We start from the raw sequence: 12633 nt of genomic DNA, 5'->3' as shown, positions 1-12633 counted from the left end.
GATTCCTTTTTGGAAGTCAAAAATCAAGGGTTATCCGGGTAGGTTTCCTGAAGAAACGTTACTGATTGGTTGATCAAAGCCTTCAGAACGTCCAGGTCAATGTCCGCAACTTTATTGATGTAGATACACCCTTTGCCAGAGGTGTATTTGCCGAAGCCCTTCAGCAGTTCCTCCCGCTGGTCGTCTCCGGTAGCGAAGTACAAGCTGATCTTCGCTTTCCGGGGCGAATAGCCGACGAGCGGCGCGTCCCCTTCATGGCCTGAGGCATATATATAATGGTACGAGCCGAAGCCGATGATGCTCGGTCCCCACATCTTCGCCGGGTAGCCGGTTGCCTCTTGGAAAACGTCCAACAGGAGATAGGCGTCCTCGCGTTTTTTGGGGGATTCGACCTGCTCGATGAATTCGATCACGCAGTTCTCGGTTTCCTTCGTCTTCAGCTCAGCCAACGTTACCCCTCCTATACGCTCATGATGTCGGATCGAATCCACCCTGCTATCTTTTTCGATAGAGCTCTATGCTCTTATATCCCGCTCCCAAGACCTCGATCATTTCTTCTCGGCGCTTGGCCCGCGTTTCTTCCTGGACGGCGCTGTACACATAACGCGCCCAATCCTTTCGGTACCCTGGAGTAAGCGATTGATAAAAGTGGAGCGCTTCGGGGCTGCCGCTTAAGTCCTTTTCCACCTCGGGAATCAGGACGATGTAATCGTCGACTCTTTGGCTCGGTTTTGTTGAAGCCTGTGTTTGTTTCCGTGCTTCTTCCTTCAGGCCGACCACCGTAAAGACATCGTCATACCCGACCATGCGGGCGAATTTCAAGCTGCTTGTCCCAATGTAACCGTCCTCGTCGGCGCCGAGTCCCTCGAAGAGCTGATCGCGATGAATGTAGGTCGGGTATACCTTGTTTCCTTTTTTCGGATACGCCGCGAACAGGTAGCCGCCCTTCATAAGAGAGTCGTGCTCGATCACTTTCCTCACCAGATCCTGCAAGGATTCCATGTCGAGAACGAACGCGAAGATCAGGTCATAGCTGTCCGTGGTCAGTTCCGTATCGTACGGGCTTAGCTCAGCAAAAGCATCCTCGCTCTCCGGCTTGTTGAGCACCGCCGCCTTTTTGAATTTGTGCAAATTTAATTTCTCTACGATCGTCTTGGACATGGGTGGCCTCCTCGGAAGATGGGATCATCGATGGAATTGTGACTTTTGCCAGATAAGCAAACCGTATCATGTTTAGAGCGAAATAGAAAGTGCACTAGTTCAACCCCAGCGCAAGCACGAGAATATATCCCATGACCGAAAGCACGACAGACCCCAGCAAACCAGCGGCGAACGGCTTCATTCCCAAGCGTCGAAAGGTCACCAGGTCTACATTCAGGCCAAGTCCGGCCATCGCCATGGCAATCAGCATATACGCGGCCGTGATGAGCCCGGCCGTTGCGCCCTCCGGTAAGATCCGAGCGGTGTTGACCCCGCTCATCAGCAGAAAACCCACTACGAACCAAGGGATCGGGATTCGTTTCCACCCTCCCTCGCTCCCTTTCTCCCCCTCGAGTGCTTCTCCCCGATGGGTCCAGGCACCGATGACGATGGCCACCGGTACTAAGAGGGCGACCCGCGTCAATTTCACCACAACCGCCGGATCGACCGCGGCTTTGCCGACGGGGTCGGCCGCCGCAACAACATGAGCGACCTCGTGCAGCGTCGCCCCAGAGAATACACCGTAGCCATGGGGCGTCAGACCGAGCACCGGGTAGAGAAACGTATAGAGAAGGGTGAAGAGGGTCCCGAGAATGGCCACCGTCGCCGCCCCGATCGCAATCTCATCATCATCCGCCTTGACTTGCGGCGAGATGGCGACAACCGCGGCTGCCCCGCAAATGGCAGTCCCGCAGGCGGTTAGAATCCCAAGCGGCTTGCGCACCTTGAGCAGACGAGCGGTTCCATAGACGACCGTTATCGTCACCCCAACGTTCACGACGGCGAGCAGCAGGATTTTCGGGCCGGCTTGAACGATATCCTGTAAATTCAGCCTCATCCCGAGCAGGATGATTCCGTAACGAAGAAGCCTTTTGCTTGAGAAGGAGGCTCCGCTCATCACTTGCGTGGGAACACCCAAGCTCGCCCTCCAGATCATCCCGAGCAGGATCGCGATCACGAGCTGTCCCATGATCCGCAGAAAAGGGAGATCCGCCAGCTGCTTGGCAGCGGCTGCAAGCAGCAGCGTCAAACCAACGCCCAGCGCGAATTTCACTCCTTGGCCTGTTCTGCCCGACATTCCTTCCTCTCTTGCCATTCTTCTCACTCCCGCTTTCCGTAGCAATTGGATCAATTTCGCAGAACTAACTATACGTCCACTTGAACGATAAGTGAAATGACAATAAACTATGATTATCATGAGGAATTCTTATGATTAAGTGGATCGGAAGCACCGGGAGCCATTCCCGCAGATCGAGGAGGGCGAATCGATGGTCGCAGAAACTCTGCGTGTTTTTGTCACCGTAGCCGAACAAAGGCATTTCTCCAGAGCGGCCGAGCTGCTGAACCTGTCTCAGCCCGCCGTATCTCTCCATATCCGCAATCTGGAGCATGAAATCGGTGCGAAGCTTCTGCATCGCTCCCCGAAGCAGGTGAGCCTCACGGAAGCCGGGGATATTCTGTACAAGCGTTCTAAGGAAATTCTGGCGCTCTATGACCAGGGGAAAGAAGAAATCCGCCTGCTGCACGAACGAGTGTCGGGGGTCATCCATATCGGAGCCAGCTTCACCATCGGGGAATATCTTCTTCCGCGTCTGTTGGCTGATTTTGCCCGCCAGTATCCGGAGGTCGAGATCGAGGTCACCATTGCAAATACGGAGGAGATTGCACAAGCGTTGAAAGCGAACGTACTCGACATCGGAGTCGTAGAGGGGGAGGTGTCGCCGGAGAAATTCCAGCTTACCTTTTACCAAAAGGATGAAATGCTGCTTGTGGCCTCCAAGGATCATCCCCTCCATTCCAAAAAATCCGTAAGGCCGGACATGCTCCAGGACCAAGTCTGGGTCTTTCGGGAGCACGGATCAGGCACCCGATCTTACAGCGATCATTTCATTCGGGAGGCAGGGCTGCGGGTGAAGAAGGCCTATGTGTTCAACAGCAGTCAGGGAGTGAAAGAAGCGGCGGCAGCCGGTCTTGGCATCTCCCTTCTCTCGCGCTGGATTATGCGCAAGGAATTGGAGTCCGGCGAAATGCTGGCCCTCCCTCTCACTCCCCGATTGCCGAAACGTGATTTCTGGATTATCCGAAACAAGGATCATTCCTCAACGCTCGCGGTGGAGATGTTCATCCGCAAGCTGCTACAGGCGTGAACCTTCTTGGCATCAGCTCGGAAGCTTGACGACCACACGATAGTCCGTACCTGGTCTCAGCTCCTTCAGGAGTCCGTCTTGAAGGCGGACATCACCCGCGTATACTTCCATCTCCTGAACACCCGGCTCCCGGCTCATCTCGATATGAAGAGTCGCCCCTCGAAAGCTGCGCTTGATCGTAGCCGAATTCCAATCGGAAGGAAGCTGAGGCCGGATGCGAATGCCTTCGGGAGTACCCTGCACGCCGAACAAACCGTCGATCAGACAACGGTACACCCACGGAACCGTTCCCGTATTGAACAGGTGGCTGGACCGCCCGGCCGTGCGCGGGTACTGCCGGTAGGCGCCGCGGTAATAGTTCGGGATGAACACCGGCAACTGACCCCGTTGAACGAGATCGTCCAAGTCGGGTCCGGGAAGCATCTTCCGCAGCAGGCGGTACGCATCGTCCGGTTCCCCGACCGCATACAGGGCATAGATGTAGAAAGCTGCCGCATGGTTATAGACGGCACCATTCTCGGCAGTGCCGGGATGCTTCTGCGTCACCCGGCCCACATCCTCCCGCATGGCGGTGAAGGAGGGAGCCAGCTTCTCGACCCCGTAAGGCGTCTCCAGCTGTTCGCGAACCGCCCTCATCAGCTTCTCGCGCTTCTCCTCGTCCGCCGCTCCACTGAGCAGCGACCAGCCTTGGGGATTGAGGAAGATCCGGCCCTCCGGATCGGCGCTGATCCCGAAGACGACATTGTCATCCGTGATGCCCCGCGCATACCATTCGCCGTCCCACAGATGGGCATTTACGGCTTCATTCGTTGTCTTGGCGGCGCGACGGTATTCCTCGCCGGCTTCATGCCTTCCGCTGGCATCACATATATCGGCCCATACGAGAAACGCATAGGCCGTCGCGATGGTGAGCCAGCCAGAGACGCCCTTCCCTTTGTACCCCACCATGTTCATCGGGTCGCACCAGTCGCCCTGGTTGATATAATTCAAGCCCCGCTCGTCCCGGTCGCGGGCAAGCCAACGCATCGCCCGGTCGATATGCTCGTGGACGGCGCCGATCTCGCTCCCGTCCGCATAAGGAACCTTTTCCTCTAAGATCGAATAGTCGTTCGTCTCGCTTAAGTACGTGCTGAGGCAGATGGGCAGCCAGACGCAGTGGTCCGTATGCGGCACCTGGTTGATGTATTTCAACTCCGCATCCCTATGCAGCAGGATACCGTCCGGCATAGCTCCGTTTACCTGCTGCTGGCTCACGGCAAGGAGGAAGGCTGCTCTCGCGGTCTGCGGCTTGATGTAGCTCATCCCCATATGGTCCTGCAGGAAATTGCGCGTTTGGGGATCGGTCGTAAGGCGGTTCGTCTGTCCGTGATAATACATCTGCCGGGGAAGCCAATGATTCACGAAGGTATCGAGCTCAGGATCGGGGGTCGTGATCTCGATGCAGCCGGCGCCTTCTCTTATGTACTGCTCATAGTCCCGCTCCGCCGCCGCGAAACCGTCCTCTCTGTCCTCTTCGTGCGAAGTCACTCCGAGATAATCCCTGCGGATCTGAGCGATTTGCGCTTCGTCCTTGGCTGGACCGAAGAGAAACCGGCAGCTCGCCTCTTCCCCCGGAGCAAGCTCGATCCGGTATTGCAGAGCGGCCGCCGGAGTTTCGTACCGGGCATCTCCTTTAGCCAGCTCCTCCTCCAGAAGCGCGGACGGCTGCATGATGCCGCCCTCACCCTCGAATGCCTCCTGACTCACTTCCCAAGCGGTGGGCGTTCGATCTGCAAGCAGGAAGGTTTTGTCGCGGAATTCCTTGATTTTGTCGTAATCCTGGTATTTCTGATACGGCGTAATCGAGCTGCACACGATGGCTTGAAGCTCCTCGTTATACTCGCCGGACTGATTCATCCACGACATATATCCGACTGTAAAATACGGATAGACACTCAGCCGCTTGCTCGCATTCGTAAGATTTCGGACCTTTACGCGCCAAAGCTCAATCGGCTCCTCCCTCGGCAGAGTCAAGCTCATCTCCACCTCGATGCCCTGATAAGCGACTGTCCATCCGACGCGGCTCTTTCCCACCGAAAAGGTATAGTGATCGGCCGGAACCCGGGTCGGTTCATAAGGAGCGGAGAAAAGCTCCCCGCTTTCCTCGTCCTTCACATATACAAAGCGGCCGGGGTGATGGGCGTAATACGGCTGCTCCGGCTGCATGAACGACTTCGCTTCCAGATTTGGCGCATGCGCATACTTGCTCGGCTCCGGCTGCATAAACTGCGCCACCGCATACCCGCGGCAATTCACATGAATCATCATCTTCTCATTCCATAGAAACCCCGACGCCTTGGGCAGAAGGGTCGGACTTGTCAGCTCGCAAAACTCCTTATCATCCGATGCTCGGATCATCGCTATACCTCTTTTCGTGTGCGTTACCTGTATTATACAATGCATGACCGCTGCGCGATGCCGAAATTCCTTACCCTATGATCTTGGCAGAACCGTCATCAGCCTGTCGGCGGCGGAGTCAACCCTTCACCCAAGCGAAAAAGGGCCGGCTCCGGTGTGCGACCGGAACCGACCCTCTCTTGGAGTCCAACCCTCCTGCTCTTCTACCCTTGATTCATTCTCCGCGCTCCCTTAGGTTCCGCTCGGACTCGTGCTCGGGGCCGCTTCCGGCGGATTCCCACCGTTGCCCGTGGGGCCGTCACCGCCTGGGACGCCTTCCGGCGGGGTGCCGCCGTTGCCTGTGCCGCCTCCTTCGCCTCTGCCGCCACCACGGTTGCCGCCGCCGAAGCCGCCTCCTCCGCCCGGACCTCCGGTCTTGGCTGTGGTTACGCCGGATTCGTTCAGCCAGGTGACGCTGCCCGAGATATCAAAGCCGGTTACCTTGGTGCCGCCTTGATACGTTCCGTCGGCATAGAGGCCATCCTTGGCCGTTCCGGTTGCGGTACCGCCGGAATACAGCGTGTAGCTGCCGCCGGTCTTCAGCTCGGGTGAGCTGACCACTACCGATTGATACGCTTTGGCAGGAGCGAAGGTCAGGATGCTCTTGCCCTCGCTGTTTTCCAGATGAACAAGCGTCCCGGCTTGCTGGGTTTGCGGGTAGGTCATGATGATCGAAGCCTGGCTCGAAGCGTCCGATGTCGCCTGGGCCATGCCCGAGCTTCCCGCCGCCACCAGGAATCCGCCGGTCATCTCGAAGGTCGCGTCATAATCGAGCGGGCCGTTGCCGTCATTGGTCGGGCCGTTAACGATGACCGTTCCGCCGCTCATCGTGATCGATCCGTTCGAGTCGAGTCCGTCGCCTCCGGCATTGAGCGTTACATAGCCGCCTTGAATGATCAGCTGATTGTTCGTACCGTCGTTCCCCGAAGCGTTGATTCCGTCGTCGGAGGTGACGAGATGAATCTCGCCGCCGGCAAGGGTAATGGTCGCCGCTTCCAGTCCTTCATAGCTGTCGGTGATGTTGACCGTTCCCCCGCTGATCGTCAGCGCAGAATCGCCATGAATGCCATCATCGCCGGTCGCGATCGTAAAGTCTCCGTTCGTGATCTCTACCGTGTTGTTGCTGTGAATCGCATCGTCCGCCGAATCGATCGTGAAGCTGCCGCCCGTAACGAACAAGCCTGCTCCAGCTTTCAGCCCTTTGGTGCTGGGCGTATCCGCCGTTTCCTCCGTTGTCGTGGAGTTCGCGGATGTCTGATCCGTCCCCGTCTGCTGCGTAGATGCTGCGCCTTGTGTTCCTTCAGCACCTTGCTTCGATCCTTGGGTGCCTTGGGTGCCCTGGGTGCCTTGAGCACCTGGCGCCCCTTGCGCTCCCATGTCGGGACGCTGGCCCATTCCGCCGCCGGGACCCATCTCCTCCGTCTTCTTCTCCGCATTCGTGTGGCCGCCGCCCGTTACCAGGGTGTACGTGCCGTCTTGGACGAGCAGCGAGGTCTCCGCCTGCACGGCGTCGCTTCCGGCTTGAATGTCATACGTGCCTCCGGCGAGGACGATGATCCCTTTGTCCGCATCGGTATCGTTGGTCGATTTGATACCGTCTCCCTCCGCCTTGATGGTGAAGGTTCCTGCCTGCACCGCGACGAGGTCCTTGCCGACCACGCCGTCATCCGCGGCCTGAATCTCGAAGGTCCCGCTCACGATCTTCAGGTCGTCCTTCCCGGTAATGCCGTCGTTATAATTCGCGGTAACCGTCAGCTTACCCGTTCCGTTGATCGTCAGGTCATCCTTGCTGAAGATGGCGGCGGATGGCTCATCCGTGTCCGCATCCGGGAACGTGTAGGTCTTGCCGTCCGATACGGCGTTCACCGTGCCCTCCTGAAGCGTGATCACCGTCTTGTCAGCCTTCTGAACGTAGATCGCGGCGCTGTCGCTGTTTGCGATCTCCGCTCCGTTCAGCACGAGATGAACGGTTCCTTTCTCCTCGACATTGACGGCGATCTGTCCATCTGTGAGCTTGCCGCTCAGGACATAGGTGCCGGCTTTCGTGATCGTTACCGTTCCGTCTTGATACGCTGCTCCGGAGCCGGTAACCGTTGCGGCCGTCCCGTTCAGTTGAATGGCGGTGGAGCTGTCCGCGCTCCACTCCGTGAGCTTATCCTCGTCATCGAAGGTCACCGCCTTCTCCAGCTCCTCGCGGCTCACTGTGACAGCAGCAGTCGTACCCGAAGCAGTCGTATTCCCACTTTGCGCGGCCGTGGCCGCCGCCTCCTTCCCGGTGGCAGCCGTACCATTCGTCGTCCCGTTGCAGGCGGTAAGCAGAGCGGCGCACAGAAGTCCCAATGCCGCCGTCTTGCCAATATCTATAATTTTACTCATTTTACATCTTCCTTTCGTCTCCCGAACCTCGAAGCGGATTCGGTCATTTCTTTTAAAACTCCGTCACAGTCGGACTCATGGTCAGCGACAGGTCCAGGTTGCCGTTGCGGCACCGGATGGCGTCGAGAAATTCCTTTTGATTAACTTCGTTCTTCAAGGTAACGGCGTACACCAGCTCGTACAGGCTGCCAAGCTCGGTGGTCCGGATCTTTTTCAGCTCATAGCCGACTTGATAGCGATCAAACACCTCAGCGAATGCTTCCTCGTAACCGAGATTCTCCGGTATGGTGATCTTCAACGTCTTCTGCGCCGTCTTCCGCACGCCGAAATTCGTTCGGCTGAGCACGGCCATCAGCACACAGAGGATGAGAGTAAAGAACACCGCGTATCCGAAGGCTCCCACTCCGCAAGCCAGTCCAGCGGCCATGGTGAACAGGACGAAGGTGATATCCTTCGGGTCGCCAGGCGCGCTTCGGAACCGAATGATGGAGAACGCGCCGGCCAGGCTGAACGCTCGGGCGATATTGCTGCCAATGAGCAGAATGATGATGGCGACGATCGTCGGCAGCAGCACCATCGTGAGGGTGAAGCTCTGCGTATAGGAAGCGACATTCGTCTTCATATAGGTGAAGCTGATAATCCCGCCGAGAACGATGGCGACGACGATGGTCAGCATGGCATTCGCAAACGTAAGGCTCGTGCTGGTCGTGGCGGTAAATAAGGAATCAAGCATAGCGGACACTCTCCATTTCAGACTGTTTCGAACGAATCGTCTTCTTGTACTCATTGCCGTATTTGGAAAACCCGGTGCGGTACATCCCGTGCTCCGAAAGCATTCGGGACAGCCAGAGGGGAATGGTGTTCTCGGCCTTCACTTCCATCAGCCATTGTCCGCGCTCCAGCAGCGGATCGCCGTAGGTCCCATTTTCCAGCAGCAGATCGTGGCGGCGGCAACGGATGTTCGTGTCGAAGGTGATGCGCAGATCCCGGCTTTCCTTGCTAAAAAGCGCCTTGCGGTCGTACGACAGATACACCATCGGAATCAGTTCATACTGCTGAAGGAAATACGAGATCTCGTGCAAAACCTGGCGGTTCATGTAGTCCTTGTACTCCGGCTCCACTCCGGTGCGGACAAAGTCATAGGCTTCGTTCAGCGTAAGCGCCGTTCTTCGCTTGTTGACCAGCCCGACCACCTTTTTCTTGATTTCGAGATACACCTTCGAATCGCCATTCGGCGTTCCGTAAGCCCGGAGGCGAAGCTTCTCCTTGTATTTCGGCTTCGACAGGCTGTTGCGGATCAGGGTGTTATGCTCGGTATCGTAATACAGGTTGGTGATGGTGTAGAACTCGTGCCGTTTGTTGTACTCGTCCGGCTCCATATGATGGAGAAGTTCCCTGTAGAGGTCGGCATAAGCCGCGGTATCGAGCAGGTACTTGTTCTCATAACGGTTGAAAACTTCGATGGCCATTTGGGGTCACGTCCTTTCGGTGGGGAAGGGTTCGGTTGTTCCATGCCTGTATCGTAGCCCCTGAACCTTTAGTGAAACTTAAATGAATTTACGAAACCTTTACAATTCGAACATGGCTCGCAGCCCGTCCCGCAGCCCGTCCCTCATGATGCCCGGTTAAGGTTCACTAAAGGTATTTCGGTTATAATGACCGAAGAAGGGAAGAACCCCTTTAAGCGGTAACTACCTTATTTGAAGCAATATGAAGCAAAGGGTGAACCCACCATGAGAATCCTGATTGTCGAAGACGAGCTTCATCTAGCCGAGGCTCTGACCCATATCCTGCGAAAAAACAACTATTCCGTAGACGCTGTGCATGACGGCCGGGCCGGTCTCGATTATGCGCAGAGCGGGATTTACGACCTGCTCTTGCTCGATATCATGATGCCGGAGATGGACGGCATCCGCCTGCTTCAGACGCTTCGGAGCCAGGGCGTATCCACGCCGGTGATCTTCCTCACGGCCAAAGGGGAGATCTCGGACATGGTCGCGGGGCTCGATTACGGGGCCGACGATTACATCGCCAAGCCGTTCTCCTCGGAGGAGCTGATGGCGAGAATCCGCGCGGCGCTGCGGCGCAAGGGCGAGACCGTACAGGACGACACGCTGAGGTTCGGGGATATCGAGCTGAGTCCGACCCATCTCAAGCTGGCGTCACGCGGCAAAGAGCTCAAGCTCAATCTGAAGGAGAGCGAGCTGCTGGAGCTCCTGATCCTGCGCAAGCAAGGGGTCACGTCCAAAGAGCAAATCATCGAGAAGCTGTGGGGCTTTGATTCCGAGGCGGAGCACAATAACGTGGAGGTCTACATTTCGTTTCTGCGGAAAAAGCTGACCTTCCTGAACTCGACCGTCCGCATCAACACGATTCGCGGCGTAGGCTATGTATTAGAGGTGAGCGGATGATGTTTACGAAGCTCCGAAATCGGTTCCTGCTCGTCAATCTGGTGAGCATCACGATTCTCATGCTGGTTGCCTTTACTTCGATCTACACGATTACCTACCGCGATGCGTACAACGAAACCAACCGCGAGCTTCACCGGCTGACAGAGTTTTATCAGAAGGTTCCGGGCGGTAGAGATACCGTACCCCCTTCCTCTCTTACCGGTAATACGGATCCGTCGCTTGGAGCCCAGACCGGCAATACGGATCAGCTTCCTGCCGGGAAGAACGGCGGCCAAGCGCTGAACCCGGCTTCCGACCTCCGGCCCGCGGACAAAGGAGAGGGCCCACCGGAGCGGTCGGTCTCCTTCCAGGTGCTGGCGGACAAGTCGCGGACATTGACGCAAACCTCTTCCGCTTTGGACTTGGATCAGGATCAAGAATTTTACGAAACCGCTCTGCAGAAGGCCATCTCCGCGAAGAAGGACATCGGCCAGTTCACCCTCGATGAGACCCGCTGGGCTTACATTGTTCAGCCGACAAGGGACGGCTACCAATACGTTTTCCTAGACGTAAGCGCTCAGCAGGCGATCCTGACGAAGCTCATCTACACCTTTTCCGCGGTGGGCTTGGCGATGCTGCTCGTCATTTACGGTATCAGCCGGTTCTTCGCGAATCGCTCGATCGCCCCGATCCGGGAAGCCTTCGAGAAGCAAAAGCAATTTATTGCCGACGCTTCCCACGAGCTGAAGACGCCGCTCGCCATCATCAGCACGAACGCGGATGTGCTTCTGGCGAATGAGAACGAACCGATCCGCCAGCAGGCCAAATGGCTGCATTACATCAAGTCCGAGACCGAGCGCATGAGCCGGCTGACGAACGATCTGCTCTATCTGACCGAGCTGGACGATTCCCGAACGGCCATGATCTTCTCGCCGTTCGATCTGAGCGAATCGGTGGAAAGCATCATCCTGACGATGGAAGCCGTGATCTTTGAGAAGCACCTATCCCTGACTTATGACATCGAGCCGAACCTGATGGTGAACGGCAGCAATGAACAGATCAAGCAGGTGATCCTCATCCTGCTGGACAACGCCATCAAATATACCAATCCGAACGGAACGGTGACCGTCTCCTTGAAAAAGCAAAGCCACGGCGTGCTCCTCAGCGTCTCAAACACTGGAGAGGGCATCGCACCGGAGCATCTTGCGCGCATCTTCGACCGCTTCTATCGCACCGATGCCTCTCGCACGCGCAAGCAGGGCGGCTATGGACTCGGCCTCGCGATCGCGAAGTCGATTGTGGAGCAGCATAAGGGGCGAATCTACGCCAAGAGTGTGGTTGGGGAAAGCACGACCTTCTCCGTGCAATTGAGTTGAATCGCGCAGGGCTGCCGGCCTGAGAAGCCGTCAGCCTATTTGTTCGCCACCAACCCGCTCAGTCTCCGTCAACCATTCTTCGCAAAATGTTCACTTACATGAGATTTTCGGTCATGTCTATACTGAACAGGCACACGAAGAAGAAGGGATGGAGACCATTTGCCTGCAACAAAGAGAGAGAGTGTATGGTTTTGTTTCATGATGTGCTTCGGAATGGTTATGGGGATGACCGTTTATAATCTGATTCTAAATGGCGCGATCTCGACCATAACGATCGGAGAGGCCTTGCTGGAGTTTGCGATCGGCTTTCTCATCGCCTTTCTCCTGGATCTGTTTCTTGTCGGCCCTACAGCTAAAAAGACAGCCTTGAAATTGCCGTTCCCTAAGTCCAACAAAGGGTACACCATCCTTGCCATTTCCACCTGCATGGTGCTGGGAATGGCGATGTGTATGTCCGTTTACGGCTTGGCGATCGCCCATCTGACCGGAGGGTATGACGGCGGCTCGCTTATGAGAAGCTATTTTCTAACCTTCGGCAAAAATTTTATCATGGCTTATCCGCTGCAATTGATCGTTATCGGCCCGCTCGTCCGTTTCTTGTTCCCCAAGCTCAGAACGCTGCTGATCAACTGAGGCGGCATCGGATAATGGAAAGGCAGAGCCGCCCATCCGGGCAGCTCTGCCTTTGTCTGTTTGGCAGCCATTCAA

The 12633-nt window shown here is 56.5% G+C and carries 11 protein-coding genes; 4 read left to right on the top strand and 7 right to left on the bottom strand.

Annotation, left to right across the window (positions count from 1 at the left end; translation table 11 throughout):
- Positions 1–23: 23 nt before the first annotated feature.
- The 3 genes from BN2684_RS03095 to BN2684_RS03085 form a co-directional block, all read right to left on the bottom strand.
- The gene (locus tag BN2684_RS03095; protein WP_058300714.1) at positions 24–449 is read right to left on the bottom strand and encodes a DUF1801 domain-containing protein; all 426 of its coding nucleotides are present in this window, start codon (positions 447–449) and stop codon (positions 24–26) included.
- Between the two features lie 46 nt (positions 450–495).
- Positions 496–1161, bottom strand: a complete 666-nt coding sequence (locus BN2684_RS03090; RefSeq protein WP_058300713.1) for a YdeI/OmpD-associated family protein — start codon at positions 1159–1161, stop codon at positions 496–498.
- Between the two features lie 94 nt (positions 1162–1255).
- Positions 1256–2278 carry a YeiH family protein gene (locus BN2684_RS03085; RefSeq protein ID WP_148449884.1) on the bottom strand — a complete coding sequence of 341 codons (1023 nt, stop codon included), beginning with the start codon at positions 2276–2278 and terminating at the stop codon, positions 1256–1258.
- Positions 2279–2468: 190 nt separating this feature from the next.
- Between BN2684_RS03085 and BN2684_RS03080 the strand changes: the two genes are divergently transcribed.
- Positions 2469–3347: a LysR family transcriptional regulator gene (locus tag BN2684_RS03080; protein WP_058300711.1), complete on the top strand. Its 879-nt coding sequence runs from the start codon at positions 2469–2471 to the stop codon at positions 3345–3347.
- Between the two features lie 12 nt (positions 3348–3359).
- Here the strand turns inward: BN2684_RS03080 and BN2684_RS03075 are convergent, their stop codons facing one another.
- From BN2684_RS03075 to BN2684_RS03060, 4 genes are all read right to left on the bottom strand, one after another.
- Positions 3360–5744, bottom strand: a complete 2385-nt coding sequence (locus BN2684_RS03075; protein ID WP_058300710.1) for a GH36-type glycosyl hydrolase domain-containing protein — start codon at positions 5742–5744, stop codon at positions 3360–3362.
- A gap of 231 nt (positions 5745–5975) precedes the next feature.
- Positions 5976–8159 (bottom strand): carbohydrate-binding domain-containing protein, encoded by a 2184-nt coding sequence (locus BN2684_RS03070; RefSeq protein ID WP_082651720.1) that lies wholly within the window; start codon positions 8157–8159, stop codon positions 5976–5978.
- A gap of 52 nt (positions 8160–8211) precedes the next feature.
- Positions 8212–8892 (bottom strand): DUF4956 domain-containing protein, encoded by a 681-nt coding sequence (locus BN2684_RS03065; protein WP_058300709.1) that lies wholly within the window; start codon positions 8890–8892, stop codon positions 8212–8214.
- Positions 8885–9628, bottom strand: a complete 744-nt coding sequence (locus BN2684_RS03060; protein ID WP_058300708.1) for a polyphosphate polymerase domain-containing protein — start codon at positions 9626–9628, stop codon at positions 8885–8887. Before BN2684_RS03060 ends, BN2684_RS03065 begins: the two co-directional genes overlap by 8 nt.
- A gap of 264 nt (positions 9629–9892) precedes the next feature.
- On the opposite strand from BN2684_RS03060, the gene BN2684_RS03055 reads away from it, so the two are divergent.
- From BN2684_RS03055 to BN2684_RS03045, 3 genes are all read left to right on the top strand, one after another.
- The gene (locus tag BN2684_RS03055) at positions 9893–10570 is read left to right on the top strand and encodes a response regulator transcription factor (protein ID WP_058300995.1); all 678 of its coding nucleotides are present in this window, start codon (positions 9893–9895) and stop codon (positions 10568–10570) included.
- The gene (locus BN2684_RS03050) at positions 10567–11925 is read left to right on the top strand and encodes a sensor histidine kinase (protein ID WP_449404107.1); all 1359 of its coding nucleotides are present in this window, start codon (positions 10567–10569) and stop codon (positions 11923–11925) included. The genes BN2684_RS03055 and BN2684_RS03050 overlap by 4 nt, the downstream gene beginning before the upstream one ends.
- Positions 11926–12084: 159 nt before the next feature.
- Positions 12085–12558, top strand: a complete 474-nt coding sequence (locus tag BN2684_RS03045; RefSeq protein WP_058300707.1) for a DUF2798 domain-containing protein — start codon at positions 12085–12087, stop codon at positions 12556–12558.
- The last annotated feature ends 75 nt before the right edge of the window (positions 12559–12633 follow it).

The sequence above is a fragment of the Gorillibacterium timonense genome, assembly GCF_001457415.1.
Taxonomy (GTDB): Bacteria; Bacillota; Bacilli; order Paenibacillales; family NBRC-103111; genus Gorillibacterium; species Gorillibacterium timonense.
Note: the sequence above shows the minus strand (reverse complement) of the source record. Positions and strands in the feature narration are given on the sequence as shown.

What these genes read in the sequence shown, in the direction of transcription:
- BN2684_RS03090 (WP_058300713.1), bottom strand. Translation starts at nt 1,161, where the DNA reads ATGTCCAAGACGATCGTAGAGAAATTAAATTTGCACAAATTCAAAAAG.
- BN2684_RS03085 (WP_148449884.1), bottom strand. Translation starts at nt 2,278, where the DNA reads ATGTCGGGCAGAACAGGCCAAGGAGTGAAATTCGCGCTGGGCGTTGGT.
- BN2684_RS03080 (WP_058300711.1), top strand. Translation starts at nt 2,469, where the DNA reads ATGGTCGCAGAAACTCTGCGTGTTTTTGTCACCGTAGCCGAACAAAGG.
- BN2684_RS03075 (WP_058300710.1), bottom strand. Translation starts at nt 5,744, where the DNA reads ATGATCCGAGCATCGGATGATAAGGAGTTTTGCGAGCTGACAAGTCCG.
- BN2684_RS03070 (WP_082651720.1), bottom strand. Translation starts at nt 8,159, where the DNA reads ATGAGTAAAATTATAGATATTGGCAAGACGGCGGCATTGGGACTTCTG.
- BN2684_RS03065 (WP_058300709.1), bottom strand. Translation starts at nt 8,892, where the DNA reads ATGCTTGATTCCTTATTTACCGCCACGACCAGCACGAGCCTTACGTTT.
- BN2684_RS03060 (WP_058300708.1), bottom strand. Translation starts at nt 9,628, where the DNA reads ATGGCCATCGAAGTTTTCAACCGTTATGAGAACAAGTACCTGCTCGAT.
- BN2684_RS03055 (WP_058300995.1), top strand. Translation starts at nt 9,893, where the DNA reads ATGAGAATCCTGATTGTCGAAGACGAGCTTCATCTAGCCGAGGCTCTG.
- BN2684_RS03050 (WP_449404107.1), top strand. Translation starts at nt 10,567, where the DNA reads ATGATGTTTACGAAGCTCCGAAATCGGTTCCTGCTCGTCAATCTGGTG.